The following is an 18,802-nucleotide window of genomic DNA, read 5'->3' as shown; positions in this document are numbered from 1 at the left end:
GGGATTTCCAGCCATGTTGCAATCTCTATCTATTCGCGATGTGGTGCTGATTGAAAAACTTGATCTCGAATTTGGGGAAGGTCTTTCCGTTTTAACGGGTGAAACTGGTGCGGGAAAGTCGATTCTGCTTGATGCTTTGGGGCTGGCCTTGGGGGCGAGAGCGGACGGAAATCTCATTCGTCAGGGTGCTGAAAAATCTCAAGTCATTGCCACTTTCAAAGTGTCCTCTTTAGATCAAATCTCTGGGATTTTGAGCGAAAACGAGATTCCTTTTGAAGACGGAAATCTTCTTCTTAAACGTATTCTCGGGCGGGACGGACGTAGTAAATCTTTTGTTAATGATGTTCCCGTAAGCCTTAGTTTTTTGCGCGATGTGGGTGGACGGCTTCTTGAAATTCATGGTCAATTTGATCGATTACTCGATGCAAACGCTCATCTTGAAGCCCTTGATCGATTTTCTGCAGCAGAAAATGATTTATCCCAAGTTTCTGATTCTTTTTTCCACTATCAAAAGGCCAAAAAAGCCCTAGATGAGGCCATTTCAAACCTTCAAAATTCCCAAGTGCGGGAAGCCTATTTAAAAGTCTCTATTGAAGATTTAAGGGCGCTTTCTCCCAAAATTGATGAGGAGTCTACGCTTTTAGAAAAGCGCAAGCAAGTGGCCCATCAATCCAAAATTGCGAATGCAACCGAGGAGGCGCTGAGTTCGCTTTTGGGGGATCAGATCACAACACGTTTGGGGCAAGCCCACAAATCCCTGGCACGTATTGAAGAGTATATTTCAGATCGTGTGAATCCCATTTTAAGTCAATTGGATGAAGCGTTAAATTTGGTGCAGAGTGCAGCCTTTGATGTTCAAGATTTGCATACGCAAGTTTTGGATGACCATCAATCTTTACAAGAGATTGATGAGCGTTTATATGCTTTGCGACAAATGGCCCGAAAACACCAAGTAGAGGCGGATAATCTTTCTGTTTTGTTCCAGGAGATGGAGGCAGAATTTGGACGACTTTCGCAAGGTGAAGCGGGGCTGGAAGATCTTGAGAAAGCCTCAAATCAAGCCAAATCTCATTATTATAAATTGGCCATGCGACTCTCAGAAAAAAGGAAGGTGGCGGCCGAAAATTTAGCCATTCAATTAAAATCCGAACTTGAACCTTTGAAATTGGGTCACGTGCAATTTGAAGTCCAATTTGAAACGCTCCCCGAAGAGCGGTGGGGCAGGGGAGGGATCGATACCATCTCTTTTGTGGTCGCAACCAATCCGGGATCTGCTCCAGGTCCCCTTGCAAAAATTGCTTCAGGTGGAGAATTGTCGCGTTTGATGCTTGCGCTCAAAGTCGTGCTTTCGGACAAAATGGCCATTCCGACCATGATCTTTGATGAGATTGATACAGGCACAGGTGGGGCCGTTGCGGATGCTATGGGGAAGCGCTTAAAATCCCTTTCCAAAGGTGTTCAGATTTTGGCCATCACTCATTCGCCCCAAGTGGCGACTTCAGGAGATCATCACATCCACGTCTTCAAAATCATTGAAGAGGGGGCTCCCCGCACAGATGTAATTGTGCTTGAGCCCCAGGACCGTATTGAGGAGGTTGCCCGCATGCTTTCAGGTGCCAATATCACAGAAGAAGCCCGTGCCCAAGCTCTGCGCCTTTTGGGGAGGTGAAAAGCCTTAATTTATTGGCCTTGCGCTTAAGTTATTTTATTTAGAAAAATGCTTAAAATTTATACCATTGGTACGCAAAAGACTATTTTTCATCAATGGTGTTATCATTAATTTGTGTCAGTAGTCTCTTTACTCGGGAAAACAATCAGAAAAATTAAGCCAAGAGGATATTCAAAAATCAATTGGAGCTGTAATTATAATCTATTTTTTATGGATTTTTGTCTGAGATGTGAAAAAGAAAAAACATTTAATTTACCTCTCCTCAAACATTTTGTCTGAGTCTTTTCCTTGGAGGCGATAAATGGGTTTAAACTCTTTATCATAGAGGGAGTCAAAAACTATAAATCCCAGATGTTTTGCAGCATCAGGATAAACATGATTTTTAAATTGTTCTTTTTGTAAGCTTTCATCAAAGCTCAAAACACAGGCATGACTGGCAAAGGCAATGAGCTCTAACGGCAGATTTTTTGGAAGCGCATTTCGAATGTCTTTCCAAAGAGTCATAAAGGATTCCGGATGGGGATGTGTCATACTTACTTTTCCAAAATGAAGCCCCATAAAACTATTTGAATTCATTGCAGCTTTCAGAAAATTTCTATGATTGGGCGCGAGCCCCCAATCTTGCAGTCGACGATACCAATTTGAATCTCGGGAGCCCATTTTGTCTTCTCGCATCACTGCACTCAAAGCGTCTTCGCTGAGTGTTGCCGCCCAAAGGTACTTTAATGTGAGACTGAGATAATAGGCGAGCATTTGCTCATCTCCTGGTAGATGCTTGTTGGAAAGTGGTTTTCCTGAGGGATCATAAAACCCCGACAACTGGTTGTAAATTTTCCAAGGGGTAAAATAAAAATCAATTAGTGATTCCGTCCGTTTTTTGAGAGATTCGTTTGTAAGAAATAGATTCGAGAGATGAAACTCAAGCAAATCTTGGCCTTCAAGTCCGGCCCAAGGGTGATCTTTTTTAGCCTTAATTGCATTCCTAAAATCTTGGGAGGCTTTAAACTCCAAGTCTTTTTCTTCAAAAGGTCGATGGTCGCGATGAAGTCCCAAGGTAAAAAGAACGAGTTTATAAAGCCCTACCTCATGAAAAGGACTTTCCTGATCTTGATAAGGCAAAGTTGTTGAAAGATAAGTCTGGCTAGACCCAAAAGGCCCGTCTGATTTTTTATATTTGGAAGTGTCTTCCTGGAGATGTGAAATCTTTAATTTTTTTGTTCCTTGATTATAAAGGTAATGTATTTCTTTTTTGATAAAAATAGGATGACGTCGTTGAACAGGGGGAAGATGGGCGATTTTACGATCTTGAAAAAGAGTCGGAAAAAATCCACGATACTGGGCGGATCCCAGAGGCAAGATCGAACACATTTTTAAAGGCAGCCTCCAATAAGTGAAAACTTGAGAATCATGAATGCCTTCTTTGCGAATAAGACTATGCCAATTTTGAAAAAATTTTGAAGTTTTTAAAGTCTCCACATAGACTTGATCCGCGATTGAAAGTCCAAAATAAAGCTCAGCGCAGGACTTCCATTTGGGGAAACTTTCCTCAGACGTCATGTTTAAAGTGCCTTGGTTTTGAAATCGATTTTCTCGAATCTTTTTCAAATTTAGACAGCTCACATAAGGGCAGCTATTCTCTTGCCCTGTTTGTTGATGCACGAAATAAACGGCGGGCAAAGTTGCAAAAACGTCAAAGCTAAAAAACAGAAAAAGGATGAGAATAACAGTTGATATTTTTTTGAACGTAATCATCTGACCTCAGTTGATTTTTTAGCAATGTAGCCTATAAGTAAGACATAGGGACACTTAAAAAAGAGTTAAAAAATATGCAACAATATATTGTCGGCAATTGGAAAATGAATGGAACACGGGCGGAAGCCACGGGTTTGGCCAAAGGATTTACTCAAAAGCTATTGGAGGCTGATCGACCTTTGCCATACATTATCTTATGTCCGTCCCACCCTTATCTCGATCTTGTGCATGCACTCATTAAAAATACGCCCATTCTTTTGGGGGCCCAAGATTGTCATCACAAAGAGCATGGAGCCTTTACAGGGGATGTGTGCGCGCAACAGCTCGTGGATGTGGGTGTTCACTATGTTCTTCTGGGGCATAGCGAACGCCGCCATGGACACCTAGAATCCGATACCTTAGTACAAAACAAAGTGAAGACAGCTCTCACTCAAAAGCTTCATACCATCGTTTGTGTTGGTGAAAATAAGGAGGAGCGTACTTCGGGAAAAGCCATTGCTACCGTCATTTCCCAAATTGAAAACTCACTGCCCTCAGACGCCAAGGCTGAACTTCTTCTGATCGCCTATGAACCTGTGTGGGCTATTGGAACTGGCCTGACGCCAACTCTTGAAGACATTGAACGGATGCATGGAGCCATTCGGCACACACTTTCTCAACGCTTTTCTGGTGGTGGCGTAATTCCCATCCTTTATGGGGGATCTGTGACAGCTAGTAACGCCAAAAATATTCTTAGCCTTCCCCATGTGAACGGCGTTCTTGTAGGCGGCGCAAGCCTCAAGCTTGATGATTTTTGGAGCATCATTGAGGCTTCGACCGAGTGATTTTCTCTCTTAAAAAGCGCTTGCAGAGCTTTCCAGCTTTTCTTATAACTAGAAGCAGGAATTTGCGGGTGTAGCTCAATGGTAGAGCAGGAGCTTCCCAAGCTTCAGACGGGGGTCCGATTCCCCTCACCCGCTCCAAGATAGATGATGAGTTTTTTTTATGAAAAAAATTATAATGCTTCTTCCTTTACTTCTGGTATCAGGTTGTGATCTTTTTCGGCCACCCTTAACGCGCCAAGAACTTTTGACCATTTATCGGGACAAATGTTTGGAATATGGATTTGAATGGGGTACACCAGAATTTGCAAAGTGCGTTCAAGATCAAGAATACAAAGAAGAAAAACTCTCCCTCGAAAGACGCAAAGCGCGTGCTTTGGAGGATCAAACTTTCTTGGAAAGACAACGTGCTGGTAATTTAAAGCCCCAAGGATATCCCAAGTTTTAAACCTTTTAATTGTATAGGTTGTGTAATGAAAAAATTCGCGTTTATCTCTCCACTTCTTTTGCTTTCTGGTTGTAATCTGATGGAGCCCCCCTTAACACGACAGGAAATTTTAGCCAATTACCGCAACCAGTGTTTGGATTATGGGTTTGCTTGGGGCAGTCCTCAATTGGCACAATGTATCGAAAATCTCGAATATCATGAAGAAAAATTAAATGTGGAGCGCCGCAAAGCTCGTGCATTAGAAGGTAAAAGTGCTGGAAATAAAAACACGGCAGCCTATCGTTCCGGATCCACACAGGCTCCTCTTCAAATTAACCATGTGAATTCAAAACAGTCTGTATATTCCGAAAAAATTACGATCATTAATAATACACAGCACCGTGTGACACCTGTCTTTGTTCCAACGATGTCTGAACTGACTCCACAAAAAACACAGTCCAAACCCGTATCTCAAAATGCAACGATCCCTACTGTTGTTGAGACGCCCTTAACAAAATCGTCTGGCGTTGAAACACAAATGCCTCAGCCCATCGTAATCGAACCTGAAATTCCAAATATCCCAGAAGTTCCAGTCATTCATCCCGTTCATGAGCCGGAAAATTTTCCTCAAACCACAACCGTGACTGAGATGACGGCTCCAATCGTTCAAGAGCCTGAAAATGTTGTTCAGCAGCCTACGGTGATCATCGAGGAGCCCGTAATTTCCAATCTCAAAGAGGAAGAAACAGAAAAACCAGCAGAGTCCAAAGAGAAAGACGAGAAAAAGCTGAATTCAACGGATTCCGATGAAGAAGAGACGAAGAAGGACACTATGACGCTTGAGAATGAAGAAAATCAAGTTGAAAATTAAGCTTTTAGGGAAGCCTCACTCTCGATGGTAGGGGTGTCCTTTGAGGATTTGTTGGGCGCGGTAAATTTGTTCAAACAGCATAACGCGTGCAAGCATGTGGGGCCATGTCAGCTTTCCCATTGAGATTGTTTTTTGACTGAGTTTTCGAACACCGGCATCAAGGCCATCGGCCCCGCCAATGATACAAGTGACTCGTCCTTGATGGTGATTTTGAATATCTGAAAACAGTGTTGCAAATTCAGGACTTGAGAGATTCTCGCCCCGTTCATCCAGAGAAATTACAAACGAGGCGGCAGGAATACACTTAAGGATTTCTTGGGCTTCGTATGCTTTCAAAGCCTCTCCTTGGAGTTTTGAGCGCGCATCAATTTCAATTAGTGTCAAACTCCAGGAAAGTCGTTTTTGATATTCATCGATTGCCGCTTTGAAAGGGCCAGATTTGAGCTTTCCAAGAACAATCAGTGTAATGTGCATTTAAGCATTTCGAGATTCTAAATGGGACTCCACAATATCCCACATTTTCTCAATATTATAAAACTCACGCACTTCAGGGCGAAAAAGATGCACGATGATGTCTCCTGCATCAATCAAGACCCAATCACATTGGGGAACGCCTTCAATATAAATCGGGGTGATACCCATTTCTTTGAGATGCTGACGCAAAAGCTCGGCAGTCGAGCTGATTTGCCGCTGAGATGTGCCTGAGGCAATAATGAGGTAATCTGCAAAAGATGATCTGTCTTTAATGTCGATTGTAAAAATATCAAGGGCTTTATGATCCTCTAAGAATTTCAGAATTTCAGCCTTGAGTTCTTGCGGGTTGGGAACAGCTTTAGAAATGATAGCACCTATAAAATTATATATCGTATGATTCATATAAATTCTTTAAGGTCAATATTCAAGCTTTATGATAATATAAGTTTTTGGGGAGACTCTAAGGTGAGAGCCCTTTAAGGGCATTTAATTTTCTAAATTTAAATGTTTTGTTATTAAATTAGAAAGGATTTTCTGGTATAGTTCTTTTCGTCAGGATAAAATGCCTGAAAAAACATGAAAAAAACATGAACATCAAACAAATTTATACTGGAGGCAAAATTATGCGTAATGTACTTTTAGCGGCTGTATCTGCCGTTGCCATTTTGGGCGTATCCCCTGAAGCTAAAGCAGTTGCTGCTGCAAAAATGATCATGTTGGGCGAATATGAGCTTGCGTTAACACCACATGTTTATGAGGGTGCAAACTATTGGTGGGCGCCTTATGGAAACTATTGGGTTGTTGGATCTCATATGATGGTTCCTAACATGGAAGCTTGGAAGACCATCGATATGGACGGAAAATCTGTTTATCTTTATGGCGTTAGTGCAGCTCCTCATCTTGAAGGGGGCATTTTTGCAATGCCATTTGCGAATTGGGCGGGATATTCCAACTTTGTTGCTGCTCACATGATGGACGCAGCTTTGGGTAATGCCGTGAAAGATCCTTTTGTAAAAGAAAGAAGTGATGAACCCGTTGTAAAATAAGTATTCATGTTTGAAAACTGATTTTCAACCTCGAGAAGACTTTTAGTCTCCTCGAGGTTGTTTATTTTCCCGTTGAGACCTTGCCCAACGTGCTCTAAAGTTTTATAAAACGATCAGGTGCCCGTAGCTCAGTAGGATAGAGCACAAGATTCCTAATCTTGGGGTCGGAGGTTCGAATCCTCTCGGGCACACCACTTAATTTTCAAAGCAAGCCGTTGGCGGGGTTTGAGAAGATTTTGTCGTCTCGCGATAGGTGAGGTAAAGCCCCCCCATCACTAACATGACAGCGCCTGTTACAATGTAGTTGTCGGGAAAATCTCCCCAGAAAAAATAACCTAAAAAAGTTCCCCAAACCAAATTGAGATATTCAACGCCGCCTGCAACGGGTGCCTTTAAAATGCTAAGGCTCTTGATACCATAAAGTTGAGCTAAACTGCTGAGAATCGCCGTGACAGCCAGAAGTGTGCCTTCAAATAAGCTGGGAGCTTCCCAAGAAAATGGTAGGGTCACCATCCCTGCCAAAAGGGTAAATACAGAAAACCAAACCATCACCGAAAGAGGGGCATGGTTGCGTGTAAGCTTTCGCGATAAAACCATCGCAAGGCCATAAAGAACTCCGCCTGAAAAAGCGGCGAGTCCCCCAAGACTCATCACTGAACTTCCAGGGCGCATCATGATGAGAACCCCACAAAACCCAAAGAGAATGGCCCACCACATATAAGGCTCAACGCGTTCCTTTAAAATGGGGATTGAAAAGATAGCCATAAAAAAAGGTGATACGAATGAAATCGCATAGGCATCGGCAAGGGGAAGCTGAGAATAGGCATAAATAAAACAAGGAAGTGTCACCGCAGCAATGGCCGCACGAACCGTTTGTGCCTTCAGATCTCCTTCCCAAAAAACATGCAGGGCACCTTTGTAGGCAAAATATCCCAAAACGGGGAACAACCAAATGAGGGAGCGAAAAAACATCACCTCTCCCACAGGCATGTGGGCTCCTAAAAATTTCAACGCAGAATCGCTAAGCCCAAAGCAACAAATGCTTAAGAGAATGTATCCAATGCCACGAAGACTATGATAGGATGAGGCTACGTTATTCATAAAAATCAATATCTGGAAGGTTTCACTCATGAAAAATTATCTATTCACTGTAATATGGGCATTGTTTTCAATTTCTTCAACAGCTCTTTTAGGATTGGCCAATCCAGCGTCTCAATTTTGCGTTGATAGCGGTGGTAAGGTCTACATTGAAAAGCGAGGCGACGGCGGAGAATATGGCATTTGTGATTTGGGGGACAATCAACTCTGTGAAGAATGGGCGCTTTTAAGGAGGAAATGTCCGCCTCAAGGCGTTAAAGTCACAGGATTTGATACGCCTCAGCAAGTCTATTGCGTGATCCAAGGTGGATCTCTTAGCGAAGATCAAGGAGAATGCATCCTTTCATCAGGTGCTATTTGTAAATTAGAAGCTCTTTGGAATGGTCAATGCGATGAGGTTGCTGTTCTTAAGGATTCCGCATTAATGGATATTACGAAAGACTAAAACGAGGCCTGACATTATATGTTATTAATAATATTCATGAGAATTTATTATATAATAATTTTAAATATTTTTTTATCGTTATAATTTTTATAGATTGGATTTATCAATAAAAGTGGGATATTGTTTTCCCTTTTTAAGTGGGATATTATTTTCCCTTTTTAAATTGTGGATCCTCTAGTTTCGTCCAAATTAAATCAACTGGATGTTATAATTTTGGTGATTTGGTGAATTTTTTTTTAATAAAGAAGATTGTGCTTTTTGCTATTTTTCAGACAAAAAAAGAAAGTAAAAAAAGCTCAGTAACAGCTCGAATAAATTTAGAGAAAGTGTGTGTCAAAAGGGAGCGTCGTATGAAAATCCAAATTCTCTTTGCGCTTATGGTCTCTTTTTTACTAGGAAGTTCTTTAAGTTTTGGAAATTTTCTAGCCAATTATCGTGTTTACGATCCCGACACGGATGCGTTTACAACTTCCGATGAAGAAACTTATTTTACAACCTTGAAACTGTATAAAAAGGGGGAGCGAACCCTTGTAGTTGATGTTAATGGGAACAAAGAAACCCTGCGTTTGAAACGGAAAGTTCGAGAAATCAAAATTTCCAATCAAAAAACAACAGTTTCAATGCTTGCTCTTCCAGAAAGTTCTTTAGATCTTTTTTTGAGTCCTTGCGCGGCTACGCAATCACTGGGCATTATTAAGGACAGCAATGGACAAAAGATTATTCTCTCATTGCAAAGTCCTGAGTACATACTCAGGTGGCACGTGCCTTATAAATCCCTCACAAACACCCAGATAAAAATGAGAGGACTGTTATCAAAAATCCTAAGGACGTCAGTGATCTAATTTCCAAGACTGATTGGTTTTACAGTAAGCTTAAGATATTTGATTAATGGCTCGAAGCTCACCCCAATGTGCACAACACTATTGTTAAGCGTTTCAATATGGGCCTCTGTTGTGATCTCTTGATCAATGGGGTAAACCACATTCGAAGAGAGTTTTCCATCATTTTCAATTCTGGAATTTATGAAATTAAAAAAATCTAGGATTTAACCGACTTGACGGAAACTAATTTTTCGCTATTTTATCTCTCAGTGGGCCTGTAGTTCAGCGGTTAGAACCCTCCGCTCATAACGGAGTTGTCGCAGGTTCGATTCCTGCCGGGCCCACCATTTAGGATTTTTTCTGAGAGCCTTATTCTGCCCAGCTAAAAGATGCATTCGCATAAATATTTTCAAATTTGAAGAACTCTATTTTCAAAAATTATGAGAGATCAAAAAGAGTTTAAATTGATTAAAGCTTAAAAAAAGGAGATCCCAATTATGCCTTATGCTGGGTTTTGGCGGCGTGTTTTAGCATTTTTGATTGATATGATAATTTTTGCAGGGGGCATATTTCTCTTTTCCATTCCCCAACTGATGTCGCAAATTCTGATGCATACACGCCAAGGTATGTCCTTCGTTGAGGCTTGGAGCAACGTCCTTGAGGAGGTGGAATATCTTATGAGCGCTATGTTTTTGGAGGAATCTTTTAATCCGCAAATGTTTACGTTTGGGATGATGTGGATTACGATTTTCACCATTCTGATAAGTCTTTTAGAGTCGTCCAAATGGCAGGCAAGCCCAGGCAAAAAAGTTGTGGGGCTCAAAGTCTGTGATATAAATGGCGAGCAATTGGATTTTTCTCAGTCCTTTTTACGAAATTTTAACAAAGTCTTCTCTATGATCATTTTGGATTTAGGATTTATTTTGGCGGGGCTTACCCGAAGACGCCAAGCCCTTCATGATCTCATGGCGCACTGCCTTGTGATGAAATCCGGGACTAAAAAATAGGGAGAACGCTATGAAATCCGTCGCTTGGGTCCTTGCACTTTGGTCCACAACGCTTCACGCGGGATATAAGTTTATCTCTGCTGAAGACCTTGGATTTGAAGCCTCCTTAACTGGTGGTAATGTCAAGGGATGCCCGGGATGGGTTTGTAACTCTACAAATTATTTCGAAACTCTCAAAAGTTATGATCACAAAAAAACATTTAGAGTCATGATAGAGGGCATCCAACAAAACCCCAGAGATATCGCATTACGAAAGGATTCACCGAAAAATTCTGAAATCTTGAATAAAAATTCTTGGCTAGAAAAGTCCTTAGAGCTAACAGAATCGAAAACTATTGTTCTTGATGAGATGGAAATGCCTTTAACTAAACTTTTTTGGGGCTTTATTGTGTGGGATGATGCAAAAAAATTAAAAGCTTTCAAAATCTCTTTGCCGGAAAATATGACTTATAGCCATGTAATCGTTTTTGATACTTATGTTTTTGGCTTTTCTGCAAATTTCATTTCAGGGAAGAAAAATTTTCTGGAGATCAAGCCCTCAGTTTTACAATCGAAGAATTAGATGTATTGTTTGGGACTTCTTACGTCTTCATTTCCATCTTTGTGAGAAGTGTTGTTGCCAGAATAATAATGAGGCTTCCTGCCAAAACCCAAAGGGTGGGAACTTCCTCAAAAAAGAAGAATCCCACGGGGATGGCAAAGCAAAGGCGAGTATATTCAAAAGGGCTCAAATACGAGGGATTTGCGAATTTCAGGGCGGTTACGGAGCAAAATTGAGAACTTACGCCCAAGGCGCCAATCGCCACTAATGTGAGAATGTCCTCATAAGAGGGGGGTTGCCAAACGGAAACGGCCGCAAGTCCCGAGACGATGACGGCTGCAGACGTGGCATACATCATAATCGTGACGGTTTCCTCCGTTTTTGAAAGAAGTTTTACGCATATGATTGTGCAAGCAGCAAAAATATTGGCCAAGATTTCCACCCAAATGGCCGGAGTAATTTCAATCTCATGGGGCCTCACGACTACAAGAACGCCCACATACCCCAATAAAATAACGCCCCATTTTTGAAGGCTAACATTGTCGCGTAAAATCAGCATTGCGAGCATTGTTGTAAAAAGAGGGCCTGTCATTCCAATAGAGGTTGCGGTGGCCAAAGGAAGATTCCGGTAGGCATAATATGTACATGCCATGGCCGAGCACATAAAACACACACGCAACAAATGGAGAAGAGGTCGATTGGTTTTAAACGCCGCCAACCCCATTTTAAGAGCAAAGGGCGAGAAAATCATAAATCCAAAAAGACAGCGCATAAAAAGAATGACAAGGCTATGCACATCTGGATGGAGCGTTTTTGAAAAAGCCATGGCAGTTGAAAACAAAAGTGCCCAGCTCATCATAAAAGCCGCACCAATAAGTTTGGCAGGTACAACCTCCAAAATTCGTGCTTTGAGTGAATTTAATTTTGAAATGAACATCTGCCCCCCCCGACCTTATGTCCAAAACTAAGGAGAGAAGGTTAAAATATCAATAACAATTTCGAAATTGGCGTCCCCAGGGGGATTCGAACCCCCGTTGCCGCCGTGAAAGGGCGGTGTCCTAGGCCTCTAGACGATGGGGACCTGAAAGACATGACTTGATGTACTGTCTTCAGATGAGAAAATCAAGACCTATTGTAAAAAATATTTTGAATGGAAATTTCATTTGCCTTTCATGGATGATCTGAATCAATTAATCGCTCTAAAAAAGCACTTGCTTTCTCCAGCCCCTTACTGAATCCAGTTTTTAATATTAACGAAATTTTAATGAAAATGTTACAAAATTAAAATTGCGTCCAGATTTTCATTTTTCTGTTAACATTACAAAACAAAAAGGATATTTAAAATACTTAAGAAAACTCTTTTAATATCAATATTTTCCATTAGTTCAGCAAATTATTTGAACTCAGTGACATATTACAACACAGCTCATATTGATCCAAATAAGATTACAGATGGTGGTAAAAATTTATGTAAAAAAGAATGCGCCGACCATAACCTAAGGCTTTGTGGAAACCCGGAGTATTACGGGCACTCAGGAAGAAATAATAGCAGTCTATATAACCTTCGCTGTCCTTGTGGCGGGGGTATCGTTGTGCCCTTTTTTGGCCTTTTTTCTACGGAACCAACCCAAAAGGATGCTGATGACAAATGTCAGCAGGCCTGTAATATTCAACGCTTAACTTGGACGAAAACATGGAATGTTACGGCCAATGGCTACAATGGTAAGAAAGTTTTAAATTGTGAGTGTGCTCCTTCAGGCTGCATTCAGTAAATCTTCCATGGGCACAATATTCTATACTTCTATACGAGACCACACCCATCACTTCATCATTGAACTGGTTGATGAGAAAGATGGGTGTTTTTTTTATGATTTTTGAGATGTCTTTGTGGACTAACACACACCCTTGACACAACGGCTTTGAGTGTTTAGCCCTTAAATCAGAAAAATAATGAACAGGGATTAAAAAAAATGATCATTGGTGTGCCCAAGGAAATTAAAATTCACGAATATCGTGTGGGGCTTTTGCCTTCGGCGGTACGGGAGCTGATTCATGCAGGTCATAGCGTTCTTGTAGAAACGCAAACGGGGGCCGGGATTGGATGCAGTGATGATGATTACAAAGCCGCAGGGGCCTCCATTCTCAGTTCTGCTGCAGAAGTTTTTGATCGCGCTCAGATGATTGTTAAAGTCAAAGAACCACAAGAAACCGAATGGAGAATGCTGAAGTCCGGCCAAGTTCTTTTGACATTTCTCCATTTGGCAGCAGATCCGGATCAAGCCCAAGGCTTATTAAAATCAAACTGCATCGCGATTGCGTATGACACTGTAACTGATGAGCGGGGAGGGCTTCCGTTGCTTGCACCTATGAGTGAGGTTGCTGGGCGCATGTCCATTCAAGTGGGTGCCCATTGCCTTGAAAAAGGAAAGGGTGGTGCGGGAATTCTTTTGGGTGGTGTTCCTGGCGTTTTACCTGGAAAAGTTGTCGTTATTGGTGGTGGGTCTGTGGGTATCAATGCAGCACGTGTCGCTTTAGGATTGGGGGCTGAGGTCACCATTATCGATAAATCCGCACGCCGTTTAATCGAATTAGATGCTTTGTTTGGACCGCAGTTAAAGACGCTTTATGCTAATCTTGAGGCGATTGAAAGCGCAGTCATTGATGCAGATCTTGTCATTGGCGCAGTTTTGGTGCCAGGTGCTGCGGCCCCCAAATTGGTCACAGAAGCGATGGTGAAAAAAATGCGTCACGGATCGGTTCTTGTGGATGTGGCGATCGACCAGGGAGGATGCTTTGAAACCAGTCGTCCCACAACTCACACCCACCCCACTTATGTAGAATATGGCGTTGTACACTATTGCGTTACCAATATGCCCGGGGGCGTGGCGCGGACCTCGGCCTTTGCCCTTAATAATGTGACGCTGCCTTTTGTGATGGCCTTGGCGAACAAAGGCTATAAAAAAGCTCTTTTGGACGACGTCCATTTGAGAGGCGGACTCAATGTTTATCAAGGACATATTACCCATCCTGTCGTTGCACAGGAACTGGGCTTGTCCTATACTTCTCCTGAAAGCTTGATTTAACCGGAGAAAATTTTATGAAACTTTATACGGTATTGTTGGCGTTAACGCTTCCTTTTGGACTTTTTGCGAAAGACGCACCCACCTTGAAATTGATCAAGGGCAAAATCCCCGAGATTCAAAGCGCCTTAAAATCCAAAGATCATCCTTATGTGGAAATCGAAGGCACACGCTATAAAGTTCTCCATGGGGAAGAAGGCCCTGTGATTGAGGATTTTTTCAATGGTGAGTTTGCAGAATATTGGCTTTATCGCGTCCAAGAAACTCAACCTGGCGTCATTAAATACATCGCTAAAGACAAGCACACCCATGTCCGCGGATCCTTCTATTTAAAAGAAGTGAAGGGCAAGTCTGGGGAGTAATTGTGGGGAGTCCTTTATTAATTCTAAAGAGGGGAAGGTTTTAATGTCATCATTAGCACAACTAAAAACTATCGAGCCTTCTCAAGAGTTTTATTGGGGTTTAAGTCCAGAAGGATTTCATCAACTTTCGTATTTAGAGTGGGGAGATCCTAGAAATCCAAAAGTTCTCATTTGTGTGCATGGTCTTACCCGAAATTCACGGGATTTTGATTATTTGGCGCGCGCCCTTTCAAAAGACTATCGTGTGATTTGCCCCGATGTTGTGGGGCGAGGCGATAGCGATTATATTGGATCCACTTTGATTTATAACTTCACCCAATATATCTCCGATATGGTTGCACTCATAGCGCGGATTGGGGCAAAGGAGGTCAATTGGCTGGGAACCTCTATGGGAGGAATTGTGGGCATGATGATGGCCAGTTTTCCCAAAACGCCTATTAAAAACCTTATATTAAATGATGTGGGTATGGTGGTTCCTAGTTTGGCCATGAATCGGATTGCGACTTATGCTCGCAACGATGTGGGATTTAAAAGTCTTGAGGAGGCGCGGAAATATTTCCAAACAATTATGCCCAATTTTGGCATCAAAGAGCGCTCCCAGTGGGATCATATCGCCCGATGGGGCACGCGGCAAGATCCGGAAGGGACGTTTAAATTGGCTTATGATCCCGCCATTGGCCAGGCTTTCTTGTCAGCTTCTTCAAACGATATTCATCTCGAGACATTTTGGCATGATCTCAAGTGCCCCGTTCTTGTCATTCGAGGGCAGGAATCGGATTTATTGACCCCCGAAATCGTTGAAAAAATGTCTTATCTTCAACCCCAAATGGAAGTTGTGGAAATCCCAGGGGCGGGTCATGCGCCGGCGCTTATGAGTTCTGAGGAGATTGAGGGGGTCTCTGCCTGGCTTAATAAAACTTAGGAGAGTAAGGCCGCTCTGCATTCATCAATCTTTCTTTTCAAAAAGTGACAGATAGGGGATAAATTTCTAATAATCCCCATAGGTTGAATGTTCCAACTCATTGTTAGAAGACGAATTCTCTTGAAATTCATAGAGTTTGAAAAACATATAACCAAATCCGCAGCCAAATGCGGCGAGAGGTGCGAACGTTCGTCCCCAGAGAGAAAGATTGGGGTCATAATATGAAAAATAGGTTAGAACATCCAAAGCTGTATGTCCAAAAAGAAGCGCTCCGAGGATTTTTTTTAAAGGGGAGGCTGTCGTATAAAAAGAATCTATATTCCAAAAATTTGCGTGCATCAAAACGCCGAGACGAACAATATCCATAAAATTAATCGCACTTGATGGCAAATAAGGTCTTGCAACAGTTTCAACGCCATCCAAAATAAAATGGACTGCCGTCAGGAATGTGGCAGGATCCTGTTCATAGGCCTCGCGCAGGGGGATGAGCTGCTTCATGAAAACGCTTTGAGGGATGTAATCGTTTTCAGTTTCGTCGTCCTCAATAGCATTGAGGGGAAATGCGAAAAACAATGTGAGGACGAGTAGAGTTTTCATGAATTTCGTTTTCATACAATAGCTCCCTGCTTTTTTTGATAATGTTATCATCACAGAGTTATCCTGACGAGATCAATAGCTTTTTTATAAGGGGAGGGGAATGAGGTCAGAAAAATGGCTCCCCGGGACGGACTCGAACCGCCGACCCAGTGGTTAACAGCCACTTGCTCTACCGACTGAGCTACCGGGGAACATGAATGTTACCATTCAATGGAGTGGTTTATAACAAAGGTATGAAGATGATGCTAGAGGGTTTTTTTATTTTTTTTCATTTTTGGAGGCCGGGACCGGAATCGAACCGACATTTAAGGATTTGCAGTCCTCCGCATAACCATTCTGCCACCCGGCCTTCGCTAAAAGGTATAATTCTGAATGGGATCCGTGGTCAAGATCTGATTTAAAGGGAAGCGAATAATTTTATCTACGCAGCCCTTTGGGTATAACGTGTCATAGTTTCCCGAAAGTTCTCGATAATATAATCCTGAGTTTCCTTTGAGATATAAGGCGACATGGGAAGGCAAATCACGCGCCCTGCCAAATCTTCCGTGATCTTCAATTGATTTGTGGCCAAAGGATAATGGCAATAGGCTTTTTGTGTATGTAAGGGGTTTGCATAAAAAAGACAGGTGGGGATGCCTTTGGCATTGAGATCTGAGACGATTTGACTCCGTACATTGGCGTCAACCAAAGTTGTGTACTGAGCCCAGGAAGATTGTGTTTCCGGCATTACAAAGGGTGTTTTAACAACATCAGAAAGACCTTGCGTATAGCGATCTGCTACCTTTTGGCGCATCTCGAATTCCTCATCAAAGATCTTGAGTTTTTCAATGAGAACAGCAGCTTGAATTGTATCCAAACGGGCATTCATACCGATGCGTACGTTTTCGTATTTGTCCGTACCTTGACCGTGAACACGGAGAGATTTGAGGATTTCAAACGTCTCATCATCATTGCAAAAGACAGCACCCCCATCACCATAGCATCCGAGAGGTTTTGCCGGATAAAAGCTTGTCGTCGTATAATCGGCCAAGTTTCCGGCGCGCTTGCCTTTATAAAAGGCCCCATAGCTTTGAGCGGCATCATCCATAATCCACAAGTTGTTTTCATGAGCAATAGAGGATAATGTATCCATATCGGCGGGTTGGCCAAAAATACCTACGGCAATGATGCCTTTTGGTTTGAGAGCCATGGTTTTGACTTTTTGAATGCCAGCTTTGAGGCTTTCGGGATCCATATTAAATGTGTGAGGATCCACATCTACAAAAATGGCTTCAGCACCCATCCACGCAATAACTTCTGCAGAAGCGGCAAAGGTAAAACTGGGGACGAAAATAGCATCTCCAGTGCTTACGTTTTTAGCACGCAATATAAGGGCAAGGGCGTCCGTACCATTAGAGCAGCTGAGGACATGCTTGGCCCCAGAATGTCGAGTGAGGTCTGATTCGAGTTCGGTAACTTCTTTGCCTAAGATATAAGAGCCATTATCGAGTACGCGGGCGATAGCGGCATCAATTAAGGGACGGATACGAGTTTGTTGGAGGGAAAGGTCAATAAAAGGAATGTGAGGTGTCATCATTGTCAGGCTTTCTAAATCGCACGAAGCTTTTGAGGTTGAGGTGCATCGTCCATAAAAATGGCCTTTTGCGTTAAAAGCGCTTCTTGCGCTACTTCAAGAATTGTTGTGATGAGAAGACCTTCTTCGCCTGGTGTATGAGGGATTTCTCGACTGAGGATCGCATCCAAGAAATGCTGGCACTCTGCTTTTAAAGGCTCGGCTTGGGGGTGAGGAATCGCAATACCTTCACATTCAAAATTTGTGTGGGGCATATCCTCATTCCAAAGAACATGATTTTTAAAAAGGATGACTTTTTCTTCCCAAGATTTTCGATCATCGAAAACAATCACGCCTTTTGTGCCGGTGACCACAAGGCGTTGTTCTTTTATGGGGGAGACCCAAGACGTAGAAACACTGGCTTTCAGGCCTGATGGAAACTCGAGATTTAAAGAGGCAATGGTGGCATAATTTTGCACAAGTGCAGCACCGCCCTCTGCGGAAACGGAAAGAGGAGATTCTCCTGCAATTTCTAAAATCATGGCAAGGTCATGGGGAGCAAAATCCCATAAAACATCTTCCTTGCGACGGATACGGCCCAAACCATGGCGGACGGACTGAATATAGAGAATATCGCCAATGGCGCCGTCTTGAATCTGTTTTAAAAGGGCTTGAAAGCTGGGGTGATATTTTAAAATATGGCCCACCATCAAAATCGCATTTTGTTCCCGGGCGATTTTGCAAAGCTCTAAGGCTTCAGGGTTGGTGAGCGTGAGTGGTTTTTCCACATAAACGTCTTTTCCGGAAAGAAGAGCGGCTTTGGCGAGCGTGAAATGTTCTTCAGCAGTTGTTGCAATGATTACGGCTTGAATCTCAGCTGATTTTACAAGTTCTGGCGCGGATAGGGTAGGTACGTTAAAGAGTTCAGAAAATTCTTGGGTGCGGGCAGGACTTGCGTCAGCGACGGCACGAAGTACTCCAAGTGCTTTAAAATTGCGCGCGAGGTTCTTGCCCCAGGCGCCACAACCAATTAATCCGAGTGAAATATGAGTATAATCTTGCGTCACGTTACCTACCATTTTGATGTGTGAGGCCACTCTAGTCAATTTGGAAAATAAAAGTCAACAAAAGCTGCCTCACAAATCGTCACAGTTTATGACAAAGGAAGGGGGGAGGGTGGAAAAAACCTTTGCTGGGGAAGATTTAATTATCCCATTTGTAAGGAATGATTAACAAATTAAAGCAAGCACATCATCAGTCTCGCGAATGTGGGAATTCATGGTGGCTCTGGTATAAAAAGTCTTGTAGCATGACCAC

The 18,802-nt window shown here is 42.5% G+C and carries 20 protein-coding genes and 6 tRNA genes; 15 read left to right on the top strand and 11 right to left on the bottom strand.

Annotated elements, in window-relative coordinates; all coding sequences use genetic code 11:
• Window positions 1–13 precede the first annotated feature (13 nt).
• Window positions 14–1,669, top strand: a complete 1,656-nt coding sequence (gene recN, locus Bealeia2_RS06400; RefSeq protein ID WP_331256248.1) for a DNA repair protein RecN — start codon at window positions 14–16, stop codon at window positions 1,667–1,669.
• A gap of 252 nt (window positions 1,670–1,921) precedes the next feature.
• Here recN and Bealeia2_RS06395 read toward each other — a convergent pair whose 3' ends face one another.
• Window positions 1,922–3,421, bottom strand: coding sequence for a hypothetical protein (locus Bealeia2_RS06395; protein WP_331256247.1), 1,500 nt, complete (start codon window positions 3,419–3,421; stop codon window positions 1,922–1,924).
• Window positions 3,422–3,495: 74 nt separating this feature from the next.
• Here Bealeia2_RS06395 and tpiA point away from each other — a divergent pair, with 74 nt between their 5' ends.
• The 4 genes from tpiA (at window position 3,496) to Bealeia2_RS06375 (ending at window position 5,540) form a co-directional block, all read left to right on the top strand.
• Window positions 3,496–4,245 (top strand): triose-phosphate isomerase, encoded by a 750-nt coding sequence (gene tpiA / locus Bealeia2_RS06390; RefSeq protein ID WP_331256246.1) that lies wholly within the window; start codon window positions 3,496–3,498, stop codon window positions 4,243–4,245.
• A 64-nt stretch (window positions 4,246–4,309) separates the two neighbouring features.
• Window positions 4,310–4,383, top strand: a tRNA-Gly gene (locus Bealeia2_RS06385).
• A 22-nt stretch (window positions 4,384–4,405) separates the two neighbouring features.
• On the top strand, window positions 4,406–4,690 hold the full coding sequence (locus tag Bealeia2_RS06380) for a hypothetical protein (RefSeq protein ID WP_331256245.1): 285 nt from the start codon (window positions 4,406–4,408) through the stop codon (window positions 4,688–4,690).
• 25 nt (window positions 4,691–4,715) lie between these two features.
• Window positions 4,716–5,540: a hypothetical protein gene (locus tag Bealeia2_RS06375; protein ID WP_331256244.1), complete on the top strand. Its 825-nt coding sequence runs from the start codon at window positions 4,716–4,718 to the stop codon at window positions 5,538–5,540.
• A gap of 15 nt (window positions 5,541–5,555) precedes the next feature.
• Here Bealeia2_RS06375 and Bealeia2_RS06370 read toward each other — a convergent pair whose 3' ends face one another.
• On the bottom strand, window positions 5,556–6,014 hold the full coding sequence (locus tag Bealeia2_RS06370) for a 23S rRNA (pseudouridine(1915)-N(3))-methyltransferase RlmH (RefSeq protein ID WP_331256243.1): 459 nt from the start codon (window positions 6,012–6,014) through the stop codon (window positions 5,556–5,558).
• A complete protein-coding gene (gene rsfS, locus Bealeia2_RS06365; RefSeq protein WP_331256242.1) occupies window positions 6,015–6,416 on the bottom strand; it encodes a ribosome silencing factor in 402 nt (133 codons plus the stop codon).
• Window positions 6,417–6,637: 221 nt separating this feature from the next.
• Between rsfS and Bealeia2_RS06360 the strand changes: the two genes are divergently transcribed.
• Window positions 6,638–7,060, top strand: coding sequence for a hypothetical protein (locus Bealeia2_RS06360; protein WP_331256241.1), 423 nt, complete (start codon window positions 6,638–6,640; stop codon window positions 7,058–7,060).
• Window positions 7,061–7,177: 117 nt separating this feature from the next.
• Window positions 7,178–7,254: transfer RNA gene (locus Bealeia2_RS06355), tRNA-Arg, on the top strand.
• Between the two features lies 1 nt (window position 7,255).
• Here the strand turns inward: Bealeia2_RS06355 and Bealeia2_RS06350 are convergent.
• Window positions 7,256–8,161, bottom strand: a complete 906-nt coding sequence (locus Bealeia2_RS06350; RefSeq protein WP_331256240.1) for a DMT family transporter — start codon at window positions 8,159–8,161, stop codon at window positions 7,256–7,258.
• A gap of 28 nt (window positions 8,162–8,189) precedes the next feature.
• Between Bealeia2_RS06350 and Bealeia2_RS06345 the strand changes: the two genes are divergently transcribed.
• The 5 genes from Bealeia2_RS06345 (at window position 8,190) to Bealeia2_RS06325 (ending at window position 10,993) form a co-directional block, all read left to right on the top strand.
• Window positions 8,190–8,603, top strand: coding sequence for a putative hemolysin (locus tag Bealeia2_RS06345; protein WP_331256239.1), 414 nt, complete (start codon window positions 8,190–8,192; stop codon window positions 8,601–8,603).
• Window positions 8,604–8,953: 350 nt separating this feature from the next.
• Window positions 8,954–9,445, top strand: coding sequence for a hypothetical protein (locus Bealeia2_RS06340; protein ID WP_331256238.1), 492 nt, complete (start codon window positions 8,954–8,956; stop codon window positions 9,443–9,445).
• Between the two features lie 250 nt (window positions 9,446–9,695).
• A tRNA-Ile gene (locus Bealeia2_RS06335) sits at window positions 9,696–9,771 on the top strand.
• Between the two features lie 150 nt (window positions 9,772–9,921).
• The gene (locus Bealeia2_RS06330; RefSeq protein WP_331256237.1) at window positions 9,922–10,431 is read left to right on the top strand and encodes an RDD family protein; all 510 of its coding nucleotides are present in this window, start codon (window positions 9,922–9,924) and stop codon (window positions 10,429–10,431) included.
• Between the two features lie 10 nt (window positions 10,432–10,441).
• Window positions 10,442–10,993 (top strand): hypothetical protein, encoded by a 552-nt coding sequence (locus tag Bealeia2_RS06325; RefSeq protein WP_331256236.1) that lies wholly within the window; start codon window positions 10,442–10,444, stop codon window positions 10,991–10,993.
• A 19-nt stretch (window positions 10,994–11,012) separates the two neighbouring features.
• Here Bealeia2_RS06325 and Bealeia2_RS06320 read toward each other — a convergent pair whose 3' ends face one another.
• Both Bealeia2_RS06320 and Bealeia2_RS06315 read right to left on the bottom strand, forming a co-directional pair.
• On the bottom strand, window positions 11,013–11,909 hold the full coding sequence (locus tag Bealeia2_RS06320; protein WP_331256235.1) for a DMT family transporter: 897 nt from the start codon (window positions 11,907–11,909) through the stop codon (window positions 11,013–11,015).
• Between the two features lie 68 nt (window positions 11,910–11,977).
• Window positions 11,978–12,053, bottom strand: a tRNA-Glu gene (locus tag Bealeia2_RS06315).
• 889 nt (window positions 12,054–12,942) lie between these two features.
• Between Bealeia2_RS06315 and ald the strand changes: the two genes are divergently transcribed.
• Genes ald through Bealeia2_RS06300 form a run of 3 tightly spaced genes read left to right on the top strand, consistent with a single transcriptional unit; the run spans window position 12,943 to window position 15,336 of the window.
• Window positions 12,943–14,055 (top strand): alanine dehydrogenase, encoded by a 1,113-nt coding sequence (gene ald, locus Bealeia2_RS06310; protein WP_331256234.1) that lies wholly within the window; start codon window positions 12,943–12,945, stop codon window positions 14,053–14,055.
• A 14-nt stretch (window positions 14,056–14,069) separates the two neighbouring features.
• Window positions 14,070–14,414 carry a hypothetical protein gene (locus Bealeia2_RS06305; protein WP_331256233.1) on the top strand — a complete coding sequence of 115 codons (345 nt, stop codon included), beginning with the start codon at window positions 14,070–14,072 and terminating at the stop codon, window positions 14,412–14,414.
• A gap of 43 nt (window positions 14,415–14,457) precedes the next feature.
• Window positions 14,458–15,336, top strand: coding sequence for an alpha/beta fold hydrolase (locus Bealeia2_RS06300; protein ID WP_331256232.1), 879 nt, complete (start codon window positions 14,458–14,460; stop codon window positions 15,334–15,336).
• A 66-nt stretch (window positions 15,337–15,402) separates the two neighbouring features.
• On the opposite strand, the gene Bealeia2_RS06295 is transcribed toward Bealeia2_RS06300, so the two are convergent.
• The 5 genes from Bealeia2_RS06295 to Bealeia2_RS06275 form a co-directional block, all read right to left on the bottom strand.
• Complete coding sequence (locus Bealeia2_RS06295; RefSeq protein WP_331256231.1) at window positions 15,403–15,948, bottom strand: hypothetical protein; 546 nt, start codon at window positions 15,946–15,948, stop codon at window positions 15,403–15,405.
• A gap of 100 nt (window positions 15,949–16,048) precedes the next feature.
• Window positions 16,049–16,124: transfer RNA gene (locus tag Bealeia2_RS06290), tRNA-Asn, on the bottom strand.
• Between the two features lie 84 nt (window positions 16,125–16,208).
• Window positions 16,209–16,282 (bottom strand) — tRNA-Cys (locus Bealeia2_RS06285).
• A gap of 72 nt (window positions 16,283–16,354) precedes the next feature.
• The gene (locus Bealeia2_RS06280; RefSeq protein WP_331256230.1) at window positions 16,355–17,509 is read right to left on the bottom strand and encodes a DegT/DnrJ/EryC1/StrS family aminotransferase; all 1,155 of its coding nucleotides are present in this window, start codon (window positions 17,507–17,509) and stop codon (window positions 16,355–16,357) included.
• Between the two features lie 11 nt (window positions 17,510–17,520).
• Window positions 17,521–18,564, bottom strand: coding sequence for a Gfo/Idh/MocA family protein (locus Bealeia2_RS06275; RefSeq protein WP_331256229.1), 1,044 nt, complete (start codon window positions 18,562–18,564; stop codon window positions 17,521–17,523).
• Window positions 18,565–18,802: the final 238 nt, after the last annotated feature.

The sequence above is a fragment of the Candidatus Bealeia paramacronuclearis genome (genome assembly GCF_035607555.1).
GTDB classification, from domain to species: domain Bacteria; phylum Pseudomonadota; class Alphaproteobacteria; order UBA9655; family UBA9655; genus Bealeia; species Bealeia paramacronuclearis.
Note: the sequence above shows the minus strand (reverse complement) of the source record. Positions and strands in the feature narration are given on the sequence as shown.

Excerpts from the sequence above, each read along its gene's own strand:
- recN (WP_331256248.1), top strand. The coding sequence starts at position 14 with ATGTTGCAATCTCTATCTATTCGCGATGTGGTGCTGATTGAAAAACTT.
- Bealeia2_RS06395 (WP_331256247.1), bottom strand. The coding sequence starts at position 3,421 with ATGATTACGTTCAAAAAAATATCAACTGTTATTCTCATCCTTTTTCTG.
- tpiA (WP_331256246.1), top strand. The coding sequence starts at position 3,496 with ATGCAACAATATATTGTCGGCAATTGGAAAATGAATGGAACACGGGCG.
- Bealeia2_RS06380 (WP_331256245.1), top strand. The coding sequence starts at position 4,406 with ATGAAAAAAATTATAATGCTTCTTCCTTTACTTCTGGTATCAGGTTGT.
- Bealeia2_RS06375 (WP_331256244.1), top strand. The coding sequence starts at position 4,716 with ATGAAAAAATTCGCGTTTATCTCTCCACTTCTTTTGCTTTCTGGTTGT.
- Bealeia2_RS06370 (WP_331256243.1), bottom strand. The coding sequence starts at position 6,014 with ATGCACATTACACTGATTGTTCTTGGAAAGCTCAAATCTGGCCCTTTC.
- rsfS (WP_331256242.1), bottom strand. The coding sequence starts at position 6,416 with ATGAATCATACGATATATAATTTTATAGGTGCTATCATTTCTAAAGCT.
- Bealeia2_RS06360 (WP_331256241.1), top strand. The coding sequence starts at position 6,638 with ATGCGTAATGTACTTTTAGCGGCTGTATCTGCCGTTGCCATTTTGGGC.
- Bealeia2_RS06350 (WP_331256240.1), bottom strand. The coding sequence starts at position 8,161 with ATGAATAACGTAGCCTCATCCTATCATAGTCTTCGTGGCATTGGATAC.
- Bealeia2_RS06345 (WP_331256239.1), top strand. The coding sequence starts at position 8,190 with ATGAAAAATTATCTATTCACTGTAATATGGGCATTGTTTTCAATTTCT.
- Bealeia2_RS06340 (WP_331256238.1), top strand. The coding sequence starts at position 8,954 with ATGAAAATCCAAATTCTCTTTGCGCTTATGGTCTCTTTTTTACTAGGA.
- Bealeia2_RS06330 (WP_331256237.1), top strand. The coding sequence starts at position 9,922 with ATGCCTTATGCTGGGTTTTGGCGGCGTGTTTTAGCATTTTTGATTGAT.
- Bealeia2_RS06325 (WP_331256236.1), top strand. The coding sequence starts at position 10,442 with ATGAAATCCGTCGCTTGGGTCCTTGCACTTTGGTCCACAACGCTTCAC.
- Bealeia2_RS06320 (WP_331256235.1), bottom strand. The coding sequence starts at position 11,909 with ATGTTCATTTCAAAATTAAATTCACTCAAAGCACGAATTTTGGAGGTT.
- ald (WP_331256234.1), top strand. The coding sequence starts at position 12,943 with ATGATCATTGGTGTGCCCAAGGAAATTAAAATTCACGAATATCGTGTG.
- Bealeia2_RS06305 (WP_331256233.1), top strand. The coding sequence starts at position 14,070 with ATGAAACTTTATACGGTATTGTTGGCGTTAACGCTTCCTTTTGGACTT.
- Bealeia2_RS06300 (WP_331256232.1), top strand. The coding sequence starts at position 14,458 with ATGTCATCATTAGCACAACTAAAAACTATCGAGCCTTCTCAAGAGTTT.
- Bealeia2_RS06295 (WP_331256231.1), bottom strand. The coding sequence starts at position 15,948 with ATGAAAACGAAATTCATGAAAACTCTACTCGTCCTCACATTGTTTTTC.
- Bealeia2_RS06280 (WP_331256230.1), bottom strand. The coding sequence starts at position 17,509 with ATGATGACACCTCACATTCCTTTTATTGACCTTTCCCTCCAACAAACT.
- Bealeia2_RS06275 (WP_331256229.1), bottom strand. The coding sequence starts at position 18,564 with ATGGTAGGTAACGTGACGCAAGATTATACTCATATTTCACTCGGATTA.